We start from the raw sequence: 15,799 nt of genomic DNA on the forward strand, positions 1-15,799 counted from the left end.
CTGCGCCATACCCACCTTTTCGCGGGGCCTTGGCGGCGATAAGGGCTCACTGCGGCCTTGGCGAAACGTGATAGAGCTGCGTCACGCCATAGGACGTGACCAGCGTCGCCGTCGCCCCGCGCTGCAGCGCCGCAACGAATGCTCTATCATCCTGTTCGGAAATCGTTTTTAGAAGATAAAAGCCGACCCTGGCATGCATCGCCCGATCGAACGGGGTAACGCGAAACCGTCCATCGAGTGTTGACAGTCGCAGCACCTCGTTCTCGTTGGTCGGATCGGGGGTGGGCTGATCGGCGGGTCTGGCGATATAGCCTAGCCGCACCCGAACATCCGCCGGCGCCGCCTCAACCGTTTCGATATAGAGCAGTCCGTCACCCATCAGCACGGGTGCATGGTCTGGCGTGCGGTCCAGGATTTTCAGCGCGGACAGGATCGGTGGCGCCTGGTCTATGTCGGCGGTCTGGCCGAGTAGGCTGGCCTCGACAAACGGCACCATCAGCAGTGCGACCAATCCCGCCCGGGGCGATGCGGCGATGATCGTAGCAATCGCCAGGCCAGGCAAGAGCGTAACCCCCACGGCATAGCGCGGCACGAACGACCCGGTTGCCACCGCAGCCAGTGCAAAGGCGCCGAGCGGGATCACTGCCAACCCGATCATCATGATCGCAAGATTGCGGTCGGCTCCAACGGAGTGGAAGCTGCCCCCGGATGCCTGTGCCGGTTTGCTTGCGGCAAGCAAGCCGGTCACCGCCAGACTGGCCACGACACCGGCAAGGACAAGAGCTTGCGCGGTATTGCCGATCAGGAGACCTGTATAGGCATAGTAGAGCCCGCCCAGGGTCGGCCTGCCATAGAAACCGGGCGCCCGTTGATCGATCGCGCTGATCGCGTGCAAATGCGATGCCAATGGCAGCCAAGCCAGAAACACCGGCCCGACTGCGGCAAGCGCACCCCACACCGGCCAGCGCAGCGCGCGGTTGCCAACGGTCCACAGCGCTTCACACACAATCAAGCTTCCGACAGCGATAACGCCATAAAAATGCAGGCTGACACAGCACGACAAGGCCGCCCACAGGCCGAATAGCGCGGCCTTGCGATCCCGGGTGGCCGTCGGCAATGTGTCCCAAATTGCCAGGGTGGCCGCGAACAGTGCAGTGGTCAGCGCATATGGCCGGGCCTGCACCGCAAAATCCAGCAAGGGCGAAGCCAGCGTCGCGCCGCAAGCGATCATGGCAACCGGCGGGGAGAACCGCCGCAAGGCGATGGAATGGATGCACATCGCCGCACACAGGGCGGCGACGACCGACGGCAGGCGCGACACCGCCAGCGTGTGCGCGTCCAGTCCTGGCAGAAAGTGGAGGCCGAAATGATAGGTCGGTGGTGAAAAGTCGGTGCCGGTCCAGATCGTCTGCCAAACACCCGCAAGGCTTGGCTGCCGGGCGGCTGTCACCGCAAGAACTTCGTCCATCCACAAGGGAGCATGGCTGATGCGGACGCATGCAGCGAAGATATAGGTCACCACGACAAGGCCGAGGCCCCATCGGCACGCCTGTTCGCGTTTGCCACGGGACGCAGCGCCCATGTTGGCCTGTCGTGACACCGTCTTTTTTTCCCCAAGGGCCTGCAAAGTGGAATTCCTATCGGCCACAGGGACCGCGATCATTGGGCTCGAACAGGTAGAGCGTTTCATCGCCGTCCGGTACGCCACGCCACACGATGGTGCCGCCGAAAGCGGCGCGCAGGCCATAGCCCGCCGCGCACGCTTCCGGCACAAGATCCGCGCGATAGCCGCCAACCGAAAATCGGTTGAGCGGCGAGGCAACGATCAGACCGGGGCGATCGGCGAGAACCGAATGCCAAAACGCCAGATGGGTGTTTGCTTGCCACGATCCGGCCATCCACGGTTCCTCCCGATCCCATCGCACATAAGACATCGATTTCGCACCGTGGTGGTAATCAGCAAAGACATTGCCATCCAGCCAAGGCTGTATGTTGAACGCAAAATCGCCGTACCCGTCGATGCGGGCATGAGGATGTTCGGATCGGAATGCCAATACGGCTGCGGCAGCCTGCCGACCGGGAGAAAAGACATGGCCAATATCCCAGATGCCCGTGCGAACGGTCTCTACAGCCTGCAACGCCAAAATGACCGACATCGCCGCAACCGCGTTGCGCCGCACGCGGGCCGAAACCGGGTTGCTCCATTGCGTCCAGAACACGAACATCCACGCCAGAAACAGAATGCCGGCATGCCATTCGCGCGCATAGACCAAAGCGGAAAAAAGGGTCAGCACCCCGAAAATTGCCAGCGACAAGGCGCGGTTTCGCCCGGCCGCAATCAACCGTGCCAAAGGCTCCAGCAATCCGAACGACAGGACGACACGCACAAAATTGTCAAATTTCCCCGGCGGATTCCAGGACCATACGTCCAGACGGTCGACAAACGCGTTGCTGTAGTAATCGATCACGTTGAGCAGCGGCGTGCCACGCAGACGAAGTTGAGAATATTCGTTGTCTGCAGCAGGCCAAGCGCAGAACAGCGCAAACAGGATCATGGCCGCGCCCACCCCTATCGCACCTATTGCAGCAGATCGACCTGTGCGCCCGGTGGCGGCAATCTGCCAGGCCAGTTCGAGCGCAAGCACGCATGCAAGCAGAAAACCGTGGGCATTGCCGTTGGCGATCAGCCCCAGCACGAGCGCATAGCGGACCGGCTTGTCGACCCGCGTGGCAAACCACGTTGCGGCCAGCGGCATCAGCACGAGATCCGTCGAATAGCTGCGGGCCACGACCGAGAATTGGAAGCCGTAGAAATACGAGCCAAGCAGGCCCAGACGGACACCGGCGGGAAATGGCGATCGCCAAAGGATCAGCGCCGCCCCGGTGATCGCACAGACGGCGGGCAGGACAAACAGGTCGCTGAACGGCAGGCCGGCGCGGATGGCTAGCCACAACAGGGCGTGCCACAGTCCCGGCGTGCCTTCGTAACGTACGCGTTGCGTCAGCAGCGTCCGGAACCCGCTATCACGCGCCAGCAACCATGCCTGGGCTTCGTCGAACCACGGCTCGTGATGGCTACCGACAATCAGGACCCACGCGGCAAACCCAAACAGCGCGAACCAACGCCAGTCGATGGCGACGCGGTCGCGTGCCTTGGACGCGATGGCCGGTCCGATTGCGCGCACGTTCATGTTATGTTGACCACCTTGTCATGGGTATTCCCAAACCGCTTTTGTAGCATCATCCTGACCATCCGGGCATTGATGACCGCTTCGTTGGTTCGCAAATCAAGGTTAGCACAACATTAATGGCAGGCGATGCGCTCCCACGCGATCGTAAGGGCGCAGCCGCTTCTGTCGAGACGCAAAGCCGAGGGACGGATAACCGGTTACTAACCATTTTGACTTAATCCCCAGCAATGAACTGGCGAGGTTTTGGGGGCGAAATGGAACTGCGAACCGCTCAATCATTCGGCGAGGCGATCGTGCCCCTGGATGTATCGATCGTCATGCCATGCCTGAACGAAGTCCAGTCATTGCGTCATTGCATAGCCAATGCGCTTGAGGCGCTTGACCGAATCCACGCAGTTCATGGACTCTCCGGCGAAGTGGTGATTGCCGACAACGGTTCCACCGACGGCAGCCAGGCTCTGGCCGCTGCGCTCGGTGCGCGGGTGGTGAATGTCAGCCGCAAGGGGTATGGCGCCGCAATTATCGGCGGTTTCGATGCTGCCTACGGGCGCTATCTGGTAATGGGCGACTGCGATGGCAGTTATGATTTCAACGACGCAGTGGCGATGGTCACACGCCTCGTCGAGGGCGGCGATCTGTGCATGGGATCGCGGTTCAAGGGCGGCATCGCACCAGGCGCGATGCCGTGGAAAAACCGCTATATCGGCAATCCCGTGCTGACAGGTGTGCTCAACCTGTTTTTCCGGTCGGGCATCGACGATGCCCATTGCGGGTTGCGCGCGATTCGCAAGGATTGCTATGCCCGGCTGGGATTGACTAGCGACGGTATGGAATTCGCCAGCGAAATGGTCATCAAGGCCTCGTTGCTGAGCATGGTGATCGAACAGGTTCCCGCCACGCTGTCGCGGGATCTGCGTGATCGTGCCCCGCATCTGCGGCCGTGGCGCGATGGGTGGCGCCATTTACGCTATCTGTTCATGCTGAGCCCGACCTGGGCATTCGGGGTGCCGGCCGCGCTGATGATGGGGGCAGGCGCGCTCATTTTCGTGTTGCTGACATTGTTCACCTTACACCTTTTGCCGGGTGAACCGCGGCTGGGGGTCAGTTGGGGGATCGTCGGTGCGTTTCTGTTGACCACCGGGCACTTTGCTGCAGTGATGGCATTGGCAACCCATTGCTATGGCGTGCGTCAGGGATATCGCCCGTTGCGACCGATCCTGCGCCGCCTGTCACCCGTTCTCACGCTTGAAAACGCACTGATCGCGGGCGGTGGCGCGATCATCGCATCGATCCTGTCGTTTGGCGCGGTCATCTATTGGTGGACTTCGCTCGATTTTCAGGCGCTGCCCACGACTCTGCCCTTGCTGATCTCGGTGGTGTTGGGTGTGACCGGGATGCAAACCGCGCTGGGTGGGTTTTTGCTTTCGATCATCGCCGGACACGATGCGCAGTTCTGCCCGGACAACGCGATTTCGACGCAACTGCTGGCTTTGTCCGCAAGATCGATCTGGTGATCGACCCACGCGTAACCTCAAAGGACCGAACAATGCTCGAGACGAGGATCACTGCGGCACCGCTTCCACAACGGAAAGAAATTGCCGATGGCATTGTCGCGCGCTTGACCGAGACTCTCGACGAGGCCAGGGGGCAATGGCGCGCGGGCCATGCGGTCCGCTCTGCTGTTATCGACGAACTTTTGCCGGAACCGCTTGCGCTGGCGATCGGTTCGGCGTTTCCGTCGCTCGATGCGATGACAGCCAAAGGATCCATCCGCGAACGCAAATATGTTGGCGCGCAGATGAACCGCTATAGCCCCTTGCTCGAAGAGGCGGTCTTCGCCTTTCAGGATGCGCGGGTCATCGCTTTGGTCGCCGAGATCACCGGGCTCCGCGCGATCGAACCTGACGCGGATCTCTACGCGGGCGGCATCAGCGCCATGGCGCCTGGGAATTTCCTACGTCCGCATCTCGACAACTCTCACGATGCGCGGCGGCAACGATATCGCGTGCTCAACCTGCTATATTATGTGACGCCCGGTTGGCAGGAAGCCGATGGCGGTTCGCTGCAACTTTGGGATAACGGCCCGAAAGGAGCGCCGCGCACCATCGCCAGCAAATTCAACCGTCTGGCACTGATGGCGACCGACCGCTGTTCATGGCATTCGGTGAACGAGGTCGTCGGACAAGGGGTTCGGCAATGCGTGTCGAACTATTATTTTTCCGAACAGTCGCCCGATCGGCAGCCCTATTTCCACGCCACGTCATTTCGCGCGGAACATTGCGCGGGGCTTGCCGATGTCGTCATGAGGATCGACAACAGCGTGCGCACCGCCGTGCTCAAGCTGACCGGGAACCGGCTTTACACGAATCCACACCGCTACGACCGGTCGGCGTGACGGGTCTGTCATGAGCAACTGGCTCAGCGTGATCATGCCGGTCCACGGCGGTGCGGCGTTGCTCGGCGCGACGCTGGCCAGTGTCGCCGCCGAACAGCCCGACGGCGTTGAATTCAGGATGTACAATTCGGGCGACGACGGCGGTGCGGCCCGGGCTGTCGCGCGCGAATTTGCGGATCGGATCGACATCGTCTGGCAAGAGACGCCGGGTTGCAAGCCGTGGACCGCAAAGACCAATCTGGGGGTGGGCGAAGCCTGTGCGCCGCATGTCGTCATGCTGCATCAGGACGATGTCTGGCTGCCGGGTCACCTCGTTGCCGTGCGCGCGGCGATTGTCGAAAACCCCGATGCCGTCATGTCAATCGCGCCGTCGCGCTTTATCGGGCCGGACGGAAGGGACCTGGGCGCCTGGCGCTTGCCATTTGCGGCTGGACGCCAAGACGGGCGGTCGCTTGCAAATACGCTGGTCGTACAGAACTCGATTGCCATACCAAGCCCGGTGATAAAGCGCAGTGCCTGGCTTGAAACCGGCGGTCTCGACAACGAATTGTGGTTCTCCGCAGACTGGGATTTCTATCTGAAACTGGCGGTGTTGGGCGATGTGGTGGTACGGCCACAGGCAACGACCGCGTTTCGCGTTCATGGTGGGTCGCTGACGATGACGGGCAGTCGCAACATCGCTGACTATCGTGCGCAACACGAAATAGTGCTGGCGCGGCATAGTGCGGCGCTGGCGCCGGTGGACGGCAGCACGCTGCGCCGCGCGCGGGCCAGTATTGCGATGAACTGCGCCCTCGCGGCCGCCGCGCAAGGGCGCAGGGCCGGACTGCTCAGCGCATTGTTGCGGCTTGCGGCGCTTGGGCCATGGGGCGCGCGACGGTGTCTTGCCGAGACCGCGCTGATCGACCGATTGCGTCCGCGTCTGGCGCTGGCGCGGGCAGGCGCGCTTTGATCCGGGCGCCGGGCATGGTCCGTTCCGTGCCGACAAGGCTTGTTCGCACGGCGATCGAACGCGAACAGGTCCGCTACATCTTCATCGGCGGGATTTGTGCGGTCATCAACAATGTGGTGCTGATCGGTGGGAACCGGCTAGGATATTCCTATGTCTGGCTGACCGTGTTGTCATCGTTCATCAGCGGTTCGATCGCTTATGGCCTGCACGCACATTACAGTTTTCGCAGGCGCAAGACTTGGCGCGCCTATGGGCAGTTTCTGTGCGGAACTTCTGTCGGCATACCTCTCGCGGTCGTGACGTTGGCTGTGCTGGTAACATTGCTTGGTCTGCCGATGTGGATCGCCTCGCCGACCAGCACAGTGATGATGATGCTATACAATTATGGTTTTGCCCGATTGGCCATCGTCGGCCGGTTGATCAGCCATCGCTAACCCGCCGCACAAGACTGCCCTGCCACAGATCCGCGATAGCGAACAGCAGCGGGTGGGTTGGCATATCCCCGCTGTTTTGCATAAGGTCTAGCCCACAATACGCACTGCACATCCGGCACTGGCAAGGCCCGGTGCGAAATCCCGGTTGATCGCATCGACCGGCCAGTGTCCCAGCGCGTAATACTTGCCGATCGGGTCAAGCACGGTGTTGCCGATCAGTGCAACACGGGGGTGACTTGCGCAGATTGCTGCGATCGTCGCGGGATCGAGCTTTTCACGCAGCAGGCGCAGGGGGCGCCGGTCCAGCGCGGGTCGGTTCAGCACAACGTCGCGCGCGGTTGGCACATCGTCGCCACCGATCACCAGGTAATCGGCGTCGATCTTGTCAAGTCTGGCGGATACCTCCGCTGACGGAGCATAGAACACGTGCGACATCCAGGCTTGCATCGGGATCAGTACCAGCATGCCGACCGCGCTCGTACGCAGCAAGAGCGCGCGCGATTGTCCTGTACGGTCATCCAGCGATTTCCAGCCATGGATCGCCAGCAGAATGGCGTTGCCGATCATCCCGTGGAGGTATCGATAGCCAAAGCCGTGACCCTGATAGGGCAGGATCAGCGCCATGACCAGCGTCGCCAGCACCAGTCCGCCCGCCAGCGCGGCAGTCATCGGGTCCTTGCGATAGAGGCGCGCACCGATCAGCATCAGAGGAACCAGCAGAAGATGCTGCCACGCCACGAAGCGCAGCAGATTGGCAACCATATCGGCCATGCCCATCGGATCGCGATCGCGCACCATCGCAGCCACGTGCGCGATGTAGTTGGCGTCGTGCGGGCGCGGTGCGTCGGGACCTGCCTGCACCAGCGACCAGACCCAGCCCGGCCACCACGCCCAGAAACCGACGATCGCGGCATAGCCACAGGCATAGAGCCCCAATCGGTCCCATCGCCGTTCGTGCACCAGCACAAGCATGAACGGAACAACGAAGATCGGATGAAACAATGGCTGATGCAGTGCATTGGCGGCAAAGCCGACCACCAGTGCAGCCAAGTCCGCCACTCGTGTACGGTGCAGGAACAGCCAAAGCCAGACCAGATTGAGCGCAAGGTGGTCGGGCATGGCATAGCTCGTCATCCCGGCAAACAGCACTTGTGCCGAACCGACATAGAGCAGCAGAGCGACCAGCACCGCCTCGCGATCCGCTGGCCACAAGCGCCGTACGCAACCCCATAACGCAATTGCCCCGATTGCGGTCATCGATGGCCCGACCAGATATGGCATGCCGATCAGCCCGACGATCGCACGCAGCCCGGCATTGATCGGAAGATAATCCGAAATCCATGCTGCGCGATGGCCCGCGGGCACCATGAATAGCGTGTTGAGGGCATCGGCGTGATCGCGCCAGAATGCGGGGAGTGGTCCCACCAGATGCCCCTGTCCGAACACCTCCGCGTCAAAGCTGGCCATTTGTTCGTCGCGGCTCAGATCATAACCGCAAAGTACCAGGAAATGGCCGAGATAGGTAATTGAGAGCAGACCGAGCGCAACCAGCAGCAAAGTGCCGTAACCCACTTGCGGCAGGCGGCATCGCCGGGGCAACCGGACGCGGCAGATCAATGCGAGCACAACCGCCACCAGCAACAGCCAGCGATCCTGGCGATGGAGCATGAACGCCGATACATTGCTGACCGGCCGAAACGTCAGTGACAGCACGAACGCGGCCGCAACCGCACAACACATGACCCGCACCAGTCTCGCAGCAAGCGCACCTTCTGCTTGCTTTGCCGTTTCGGAGCTTGCCGCAGTGTCTTGTGGTGCAGTAGTCATAAGCCCCCGAGCGCAGCGTGCATTTCCGCACTGGCGCCATCGCAAAACAAGGTTAGCACCTGCTTAATGGCCCGACATGATCGCCGAAAATTCGCGTTCGATCTCGATGACGATCAGCCCCCCGCGCCGCCTCCGACTTGCTGGCTGTGCGGGCGGGTGCTGGGCGACAGCGTCGATCAGTATCATCCCGTTCCCAAAAGCCGGGGCGGGCGGGCGACAGTGGCGGTGCATCCGATCTGTCGGCGCACGATCGAAAGCGTGTTCACCAATGCCGAACTCGCACGCAGTGCGGGGGATCGGGCAAAGCTGGTTGATCATCCCGAGATCGTGCGGTTTCTGGGCTGGGTGGCCGAAAAGGCGCCCGATTTCGACGCGCCGACCGCACCGCGCCGCAAGCGGTAGCGCGGCCCGCGCATAGCTATGAACCGCAAGGTGTCGTAAGCTGCATACTTATGCATGTTTAATGCATGGCATTTCGCTCCTAGGGCAGGTGCAGCCCCGTGGGGCCAGACGTTTGGAGAATCCACCAATGGCCGCGACCAGTTGTTCCGCCCTGCTGCTGTTTGGCGCAACGGGCGACCTGTCCCGCCGCATGCTGTTGCCTTCGCTGTTCGCGCTGCATGAAGACGATCTGATCTCGCCGGATTTGCGCATTGTCGGCACCGCGCGCTCGGATCTCGACGATGCAGGGTTTCGCGCCTTTGCGCAGGCGGCGCTCGATGAATTCCTGCCTGCCGATCGCAAGGATCCGGCGCGGCTGAGCGGATTTCTCGACCGGCTGCATTACCAGTCGCTCGATGCGTCGAATGTCGAAGGCTTCGCTGCGCTGGCCGAAAAGCTGGGCGACACGTCCTGTGGCCTGGCGATTTTCCTGTCGACCGCGCCAGCGTTGTTCGAAGCGACCATCAACGGGTTGCGCCATGCGGGGCTCGCCCATGCGGGGGTGCGCATCGGGCTGGAAAAGCCGCTGGGCAACGATCTGGCATCGAGCGCGCGGATCAACGATGCGGTCGCGGCGGGGTTTGCCGAACACCAGATTTTCCGCATCGATCATTATCTGGGCAAGGAAACCGTGCAGAACCTGATGGCGCTGCGCTTTGGCAATGTGCTGTTCGAACCGTTGTGGAACGCGGCGCATATCGACCACGTGCAGATCACCGTCAGCGAAACGGTTGGGCTGGAAGGGCGCAAGGGGTTCTACGACGACACCGGCGCGTTGCGCGACATGGTGCAGAACCACATGCTGCAATTGCTGGCGATGATCGCGATGGAACCGCCGCGCGAATACGACGCCACCTCGATCCGCGATGAAAAGGTCAAGCTGCTGCGCGCGCTGCGCCCGGTCAAATCCGAAGAGATGGTGCGTGGGCAGTATCGCGCGGGCGCGGTGCTCGGGCACACTGTCACTGGCTATGCCGAGGATCTGGGTACGGATTCCGATACCGAAACGTTTGTGGCGATCAAGGCGCATGTCGACAACTGGCGCTGGCAGGGCGTGCCGTTCTATCTGCGCCATGGCAAACGGCTGGCCGAACGGCGCAGCGAAATTGTCGTGCAGTTCAAGGACGTGCCGCACAACATCTTTGCCGACCGGGGCGGGCGCCCGCGCGCCAACCGGCTGGTGATCCGCCTGCAACCCGAAGAATATGTGCGCCTGCAGGTCATGGCCAAGGAGCCTGGGCTCGATCGCGGCGGGATCGTGCTGCGCGAGGTCAATCTTGACTTGTCGCTGACCACTGCCTTTGCCAAGGCGCGCCGCCGCATCGCCTATGAACGCCTGCTGCTCGATCTGATCGAGGGCGAACAGACGCTGTTCGTGCGCCGCGACGAAGTGGAGGCGCAGTGGCGCTGGATCGATGCGATCCGCAGCGTCTGGGCCAGCGGCGATGAAGAGGTCAAGGCCTATGCTGCCGGTGGCTGGGGCCCGAACGCCGCGATCGCGCTGACCGAGCGCGACGGGAGAAGCTGGAATGACTGACGTCCGCTGGGCCGAGCCGGGCGATGCCACCGCGGTGGCCGACCGGATCGCCGCCGAACTGGCGCGGCCGGGCCCAAAGCGGTTTGCCTTTACCGGCGGATCGACCCCGCTCAAGGTGCTGGCGCTGCTGGCCACCCGCGCGCTCGACTGGTCGGAGGTGACGATCGCGCTGACCGATGATCGTCGCGTGCCCGACGATCATCCGGCGTCGAATTTCGGCAAGATCCATGCCGCGCTTGGCACCAGTGGGGCCCGGTTCGAACGGCTGGTCGAGGGCGCGCCGGTGGCGCCGTTCGATCTGGTCTGGCTTGGCATGGGCGAGGATGGCCATGTCGCCTCGTTGTTTCCGCATATGCGCGCCGAACTGCGCCCCGGGCCAACGGTGATCGCCACCACCCCGATCCCGCTGCCGCCCGAGGCGCCGTTCGACCGTCTGACGCTCAATCAGCGGGCGCTCAAGGCCAGCAAGGGCATCATTCTGGTGGTGACCGGCGCGTCAAAGCGCGCGCTGATCGAGCGTGTCATGGCAGGGTTTAGCGATTATCCTGTGTCCGAATTCCTGCGCGGCGATGGGCCGCCGGTTACCATTTACTGGAGCGAATGATGGCTCTTCATCCTGTTGTCGCCAAAGTCACCGATCGCATCGTCGCGCGCTCTGCCGCGACGCGCGCGGCCTATCTCGATCTGATCACCCGCGCGCGGTTCGACGGGCTGGACCGGCCAAAGCTGTCGTGCGGCAATCTGGCCCACGGCTTTGCCGCGTCGGGCGAGGACAAGGCCGCGATCCGTGGCGGCAAGGCGATGAACATCGGCATCGTCACCGCCTATAACGACATGCTGTCGGCGCATCAGCCCTATGGCCGCTATCCCGAACAGATCAAGCTGTTCGCGCGCGAGATCGGCGCCACCGCGCAAGTCGCGGGCGGGGTGCCGGCGATGTGCGACGGGGTGACGCAGGGCCAGCCCTCGATGGAACTGTCGCTGTTCAGCCGCGACACGATCGCGATGGGCACCGCCGTCGCGCTCAGCCATGCCATGTTCGAAGGCGCGCTGTTGCTGGGCATCTGCGACAAGATCGTGCCGGGGCTGTTGATCGGCGCCTTGCGCTTCGGCCATCTGCCGACGATCCTGGTTCCGGCCGGGCCGATGCCCTCGGGCCTGCCCAACAAGGAAAAAGTGCGCATCCGCCAGCTCTATGCCGAAGGCAAGGTGGGCCGCGACGAATTGCTGGAAAGCGAAAGCGCCAGCTATCATTCGGCGGGCACCTGCACATTCTATGGCACCGCCAATTCCAACCAGATGATGATGGAAATGATGGGCCTGCACATGCCGGGCGCCAGCTTTGTCCATCCCAACACCAAATTGCGCCAGGAACTGACCCGCGCGGCCACCCATCGCATCGCGCAGATCGGCTGGGACGGCGACGATTATCGGCCGCTTGGCGTCTGCGTTGATGAAAAGGCGATCGTCAACGCCATCGTCGGCCTGCTCGCCACCGGCGGATCGACCAACCATGTGATCCATCTGCCCGCCATCGCGCGTGCCGCCGGCATCCAGATCGACTGGACCGACATGGACGACCTGTCGCGCGCGGTGCCGCTGGTGGCCAGCGTCTATCCCAACGGCGCGGGCGATGTGAACGCCTTTGCCGATGCGGGCGGCATGCCCTATGTCATCGGCGAACTGGTCGGGGCCGGGCTGGCCCATGGCGATATCCGCACCGTCTATGGCGCCTCGCTGGCCGAAGGCGCGCAGCAACCGGTGCTCGAAGACGAAGCCTTGCGCTGGACCCCGGCGCCGGTGGTCAGCGGCAACGATGCGCTGTTGCGCCCGGTCGCCGCGCCGTTCCAGCCCGAAGGCGGTTTCGCGCTGTTGCAGGGCAATCTGGGGCGCGGCACGATCAAGACCAGCGCGGTCGATCGGTCGCGCTGGACGATCGAGGCCCCGGCGCGCGTGTTTTCCGACCAGGATGACGTAATCCGCGCGTTCAAGGCGGGCGAACTGGAACGCGATGTGGTGGTGGTCGTGCGCTTCCAGGGCCCGGCGGCCAACGGCATGCCCGAACTGCACAAGCTGACCCCGTCGCTCGGCGTGTTGCAGGATCGCGGGTTTCGCGTGGCGCTGGTCACCGACGGGCGCATGTCGGGCGCATCGGGCAAAGTGCCCGCGGCGATCCACGTGTCGCCCGAGGCCAAGCGCGGCGGTGCGCTCGCCCTGCTGCGCGATGGCGATATCGTGCGGGTCTGTGCCGAAACCGGGCAATTGACCGCGCTGGTCGATCCCGCCGAATGGGCCGCGCGCACGCCGGTTCCGGCCCCGGCCGAAGCCTGGGGTGTGGGGCGCGAACTGTTTGCGCTGATGCGCGCGCATGCCGATGATGCCGAACGCGGCGGTTCGGCGATGCTGGCTGCGGCCGGATTGTAAAAGCGGGCAGGGGGACAGGGCATGCGGCTGGTTGCGGTCGATATCGGGGGCACCCACGCGCGCTTTGCCATGGCCGAAGTGACCGGGGGCAAAGTGGTCGCACTGGGCGAGGCGGTCACGCTCAAGACCGCCGAGCATGCCAGTTTCCAGCTTGCCTGGCAGGAATTCGAACGCATCAGCGGCGGCGCGTTGCCACCTGCGGCGGCGATCGCGGTGGCCGGGCCGGTGGGCGGCGATATCATCCGGTTCACCAACAACCCGTGGATCATCCGCCCCACGCTGATCCCGGAAAAGCTGGGCGCCGAACGCTATGTCGTGGTTAACGACTTTGCTGCCGTGGCCCATTCGGTGGCGCAGGCCGATGACGCGCATTTCCTGCATGTCTGCGGCCCCGAAACCGCGCTGCCCGACGAAGGCGCGATCAGCGTGGTGGGGCCCGGCACCGGGCTGGGCGTTGCGGTGCTGTTGCGCCACGCGCATGGCTATCACGTGCAACCGACCGAGGGCGGGCATATCGATTATGCCCCGCTCGACCGGATCGAGGACCAGATCCTGGCTCGTCTGCGCAAACGCCATCGCCGCGTGTCGGTCGAACGCGTGGTGGCGGGGCCCGGCATCGTCGATATCTATGAAACGCTTGCGTCGATCGAGGATCGCGCGATCCCGCACCGCGATGACAAGGCGATCTGGGCGGCGGGGATGGATGGCAGCGATCCGCTGGCCGCTGCCGCGGTCGACCGATTCTGCCTGTCGCTGGGCAGTGTGGCAGGCGATCTGGCGCTGGCGCACGGGTCAAAGGCGCTGGTGCTGGCGGGAGGGTTGGGCTTTCGCATCCGCGACAATCTGGTCGCCTCGGGCTTTGCCGACCGGTTTCGCGCCAAAGGCCGGTTCGATGCGATGATGGCCGCCATGCCGGTCAAGCTGATCACCCATCCGCAACCGGGCCTGTTCGGCGCGGCGGCAGCGTTTGCGCAAAGCTATCGGGATTGAACGCTTGCCAAAGCGGCAAGCGCGCGATAGCTCCGTCTTAACCGAACGATTAAGGCAGGAGTGCGCGCCCGTGAGTTTCGAAACCATCCGTCTGGAACACGTCGGCCCGGTGGCGAAGATCGTGCTCAACCGGCCCGAACGGCTGAACGCCTGCCCGCCGGGTATGGCGGTCGAAATATCCGATGCGCTGTCGATGCTGGGCGATGCGCGCGCGGTTTTGCTGACGGGCGAGGGCCGCGCGTTCTGTTCGGGCGCCGATCTGGCCGCCGCCGGCGCGCGCAGCATCACCGGCGGCGCGGGCAGCTACAAGGCGTTGACCGAGGCGTACAACCCCTTGATTCTCAAGCTTTCGCGCCTGCCGGTGCCGGTGGTGGTGGCGGTCAATGGCCCTGCGGCCGGGGTCGGCTGTTCGCTGGCGCTGTCGGGCGATTTCACGTTTGCCGCCAAAAGTGCCTATTTTCTGCAAGCCTTCGTCAACATCGGCCTGGTGCCCGATGGCGGATCGACATGGATCCTGCCGCGCCTGATCGGCAAGGCGCGCGCGGTGCAGATGATGATGCTGGGCGAACGCATCGGCGCTGAACAGGCCGAAGACTGGGGCCTGATCTACAAGGCGGTCGATGATGCCGCCTTGCAGGATGAAGCGCTGGCACTGGCGACACGCCTGGCCAACGGCCCCACCGTGGCGCTTGGCACATTGCGCCAGAATCTGGCCCGCGCGCTCGAAAGCGACCTTGCCACCACGCTGCTGATCGAGGCGGAAGGCCAGCGCAAGGCAGGCGACAGCGCCGACGCCGCCGAAGGCATCGCCGCCTTTCTGGAAAAGCGCAAGACGCAGTTCAGTGGCCACTAACCCAAAATCCTCCCCGCATCCTACGGGATTCAGGCAAGAGCATCGGTCTTAATTTAAGTCAGTAATATCAGTAAGATCCGTTCATCCTGAGCCTGTCGAAGGATGCGCGCGGCACTTGCCCAAAGGGCGTACTGCTGGCGCCCGGAGCGGACGTCGGCGCGCATCCTTCGACAGGCTCAGGATGAGTGAAATTCTATTAATATCAATATGTTAAATTATGTGTCGCACCGATCGACTCCATCGCGCGCCATTCTTGAAGTCGATGCCGATTGGTCTTGTACGTCGGGCAAATCGAGTGCCGAACCAAGATGTGTGTATGCCGTAGCCCCGAATCGGGGAGGAATGCTTGTTTTGGGGTGGGGATCGTGGTCCAATGTGGTCATGCATCTTGATCATGATCCTGCCGCACCGCCTGCGGGCACCATTGGCTTTGACGATTTCCTCAGGGTCGATATCCGCATCGGCACGATTGTCGCTGCCGAGCCCTATCCGGAGGCGCGCAAGCCCAGCGTGAAGCTGCGCATCGATTTCGGGCCGGGCATTGGCGAGAGGAAATCGAGCGCGCAGATCGCGGTGCTGTATGATCCCGACAGCCTGATCGGGCGGCAGGTTGCCGCCGTGGTCAATTTTCCGCCACGACAGATCGGCAAGTTCATGTCCGAAGTGCTGACCGTGGGGTTTGCCGACGAGGCGGGGAATGTCGTGCTGTTCGCCCCGGATCGCCCGGTGCCCAACGGATCGCGGTTGTTTTGATC

At 63.1% G+C, this 15,799-nt stretch carries 14 protein-coding genes; 11 read left to right on the forward strand and 3 right to left on the reverse strand.

Translation table 11 applies throughout. From position 1 onward, the window contains the following. Positions 1 to 46: 46 nt before the first annotated feature. Positions 47 to 1,468, reverse strand: coding sequence for a hypothetical protein (locus AQZ49_RS01155; protein ID WP_067611597.1), 1,422 nt, complete (start codon positions 1,466 to 1,468; stop codon positions 47 to 49). 169 nt (positions 1,469 to 1,637) lie between these two features. Then, positions 1,638 to 3,191, reverse strand: coding sequence for a hypothetical protein (locus AQZ49_RS01160; RefSeq protein WP_067611605.1), 1,554 nt, complete (start codon positions 3,189 to 3,191; stop codon positions 1,638 to 1,640). A gap of 317 nt (positions 3,192 to 3,508) precedes the next feature. On the opposite strand from AQZ49_RS01160, the gene AQZ49_RS01165 reads away from it, so the two are divergent. The 4 genes from AQZ49_RS01165 to AQZ49_RS01180 are packed head-to-tail and all read left to right on the forward strand — an operon-like array spanning position 3,509 to position 6,972. Continuing rightward, a complete protein-coding gene (locus AQZ49_RS01165) occupies positions 3,509 to 4,705 on the forward strand; it encodes a glycosyltransferase family 2 protein (RefSeq protein ID WP_231738647.1) in 1,197 nt (398 codons plus the stop codon). Between the two features lie 32 nt (positions 4,706 to 4,737). Continuing rightward, positions 4,738 to 5,586 carry a 2OG-Fe(II) oxygenase gene (locus AQZ49_RS01170; protein WP_067611611.1) on the forward strand — a complete coding sequence of 283 codons (849 nt, stop codon included), beginning with the start codon at positions 4,738 to 4,740 and terminating at the stop codon, positions 5,584 to 5,586. Between the two features lie 10 nt (positions 5,587 to 5,596). Beyond that, entirely contained in the window at positions 5,597 to 6,538 is a 942-nt protein-coding gene (locus AQZ49_RS01175) for a glycosyltransferase family 2 protein (protein ID WP_067611614.1), read from the forward strand. 14 nt (positions 6,539 to 6,552) lie between these two features. Further along, positions 6,553 to 6,972, forward strand: coding sequence for a GtrA family protein (locus AQZ49_RS01180; protein WP_197410872.1), 420 nt, complete (start codon positions 6,553 to 6,555; stop codon positions 6,970 to 6,972). Positions 6,973 to 7,059: 87 nt separating this feature from the next. Here the strand turns inward: AQZ49_RS01180 and AQZ49_RS01185 are convergent, their stop codons facing one another. Next, positions 7,060 to 8,712 carry a hypothetical protein gene (locus AQZ49_RS01185; RefSeq protein ID WP_067611617.1) on the reverse strand — a complete coding sequence of 551 codons (1,653 nt, stop codon included), beginning with the start codon at positions 8,710 to 8,712 and terminating at the stop codon, positions 7,060 to 7,062. Between the two features lie 153 nt (positions 8,713 to 8,865). Between AQZ49_RS01185 and AQZ49_RS01190 the strand changes: the two genes are divergently transcribed. The 7 genes from AQZ49_RS01190 to AQZ49_RS01220 all read left to right on the forward strand — a co-directional run bounded on the left by AQZ49_RS01190 (position 8,866) and on the right by AQZ49_RS01220 (position 15,797). Then, complete coding sequence (locus AQZ49_RS01190) at positions 8,866 to 9,201, forward strand: HNH endonuclease (protein WP_067611620.1); 336 nt, start codon at positions 8,866 to 8,868, stop codon at positions 9,199 to 9,201. A 127-nt stretch (positions 9,202 to 9,328) separates the two neighbouring features. Next, the gene (zwf, locus tag AQZ49_RS01195) at positions 9,329 to 10,777 is read left to right on the forward strand and encodes a glucose-6-phosphate dehydrogenase (protein WP_067611623.1); all 1,449 of its coding nucleotides are present in this window, start codon (positions 9,329 to 9,331) and stop codon (positions 10,775 to 10,777) included. Continuing rightward, positions 10,770 to 11,381 (forward strand): 6-phosphogluconolactonase, encoded by a 612-nt coding sequence (locus AQZ49_RS01200; RefSeq protein WP_067611626.1) that lies wholly within the window; start codon positions 10,770 to 10,772, stop codon positions 11,379 to 11,381. The genes zwf and AQZ49_RS01200 overlap by 8 nt, the downstream gene beginning before the upstream one ends. After that, positions 11,378 to 13,201 (forward strand): phosphogluconate dehydratase, encoded by a 1,824-nt coding sequence (gene edd, locus AQZ49_RS01205; RefSeq protein ID WP_067611629.1) that lies wholly within the window; start codon positions 11,378 to 11,380, stop codon positions 13,199 to 13,201. Before AQZ49_RS01200 ends, edd begins: the two co-directional genes overlap by 4 nt. Positions 13,202 to 13,222: 21 nt before the next feature. Continuing rightward, entirely contained in the window at positions 13,223 to 14,191 is a 969-nt protein-coding gene (locus AQZ49_RS01210) for a glucokinase (RefSeq protein WP_067611635.1), read from the forward strand. Positions 14,192 to 14,261: 70 nt separating this feature from the next. Next, entirely contained in the window at positions 14,262 to 15,044 is a 783-nt protein-coding gene (locus AQZ49_RS01215; protein WP_067611637.1) for an enoyl-CoA hydratase-related protein, read from the forward strand. Between the two features lie 381 nt (positions 15,045 to 15,425). Continuing rightward, the gene (locus AQZ49_RS01220) at positions 15,426 to 15,797 is read left to right on the forward strand and encodes a tRNA-binding protein (RefSeq protein ID WP_067611639.1); all 372 of its coding nucleotides are present in this window, start codon (positions 15,426 to 15,428) and stop codon (positions 15,795 to 15,797) included. Positions 15,798 to 15,799 lie beyond the last annotated feature (2 nt).

This window comes from Novosphingobium sp. FSW06-99 (assembly GCF_001519065.1).
Taxonomy (GTDB): Bacteria; Pseudomonadota; Alphaproteobacteria; order Sphingomonadales; family Sphingomonadaceae; genus Novosphingobium.

What these genes read in the sequence shown, in the direction of transcription:
- AQZ49_RS01200 (WP_067611626.1), top strand. Translation starts at nt 10,770, where the DNA reads ATGACTGACGTCCGCTGGGCCGAGCCGGGCGATGCCACCGCGGTGGCC.
- AQZ49_RS01190 (WP_067611620.1), top strand. Translation starts at nt 8,866, where the DNA reads ATGGCCCGACATGATCGCCGAAAATTCGCGTTCGATCTCGATGACGAT.
- AQZ49_RS01155 (WP_067611597.1), bottom strand. Translation starts at nt 1,468, where the DNA reads ATGGACGAAGTTCTTGCGGTGACAGCCGCCCGGCAGCCAAGCCTTGCG.
- AQZ49_RS01210 (WP_067611635.1), top strand. Translation starts at nt 13,223, where the DNA reads ATGCGGCTGGTTGCGGTCGATATCGGGGGCACCCACGCGCGCTTTGCC.
- AQZ49_RS01185 (WP_067611617.1), bottom strand. Translation starts at nt 8,712, where the DNA reads ATGTGTTGTGCGGTTGCGGCCGCGTTCGTGCTGTCACTGACGTTTCGG.
- AQZ49_RS01170 (WP_067611611.1), top strand. Translation starts at nt 4,738, where the DNA reads ATGCTCGAGACGAGGATCACTGCGGCACCGCTTCCACAACGGAAAGAA.
- edd (WP_067611629.1), top strand. Translation starts at nt 11,378, where the DNA reads ATGATGGCTCTTCATCCTGTTGTCGCCAAAGTCACCGATCGCATCGTC.
- AQZ49_RS01165 (WP_231738647.1), top strand. Translation starts at nt 3,509, where the DNA reads ATGCCATGCCTGAACGAAGTCCAGTCATTGCGTCATTGCATAGCCAAT.
- zwf (WP_067611623.1), top strand. Translation starts at nt 9,329, where the DNA reads ATGGCCGCGACCAGTTGTTCCGCCCTGCTGCTGTTTGGCGCAACGGGC.
- AQZ49_RS01160 (WP_067611605.1), bottom strand. Translation starts at nt 3,191, where the DNA reads ATGAACGTGCGCGCAATCGGACCGGCCATCGCGTCCAAGGCACGCGAC.
- AQZ49_RS01180 (WP_197410872.1), top strand. Translation starts at nt 6,553, where the DNA reads ATGGTCCGTTCCGTGCCGACAAGGCTTGTTCGCACGGCGATCGAACGC.
- AQZ49_RS01175 (WP_067611614.1), top strand. Translation starts at nt 5,597, where the DNA reads ATGAGCAACTGGCTCAGCGTGATCATGCCGGTCCACGGCGGTGCGGCG.
- AQZ49_RS01220 (WP_067611639.1), top strand. Translation starts at nt 15,426, where the DNA reads ATGCATCTTGATCATGATCCTGCCGCACCGCCTGCGGGCACCATTGGC.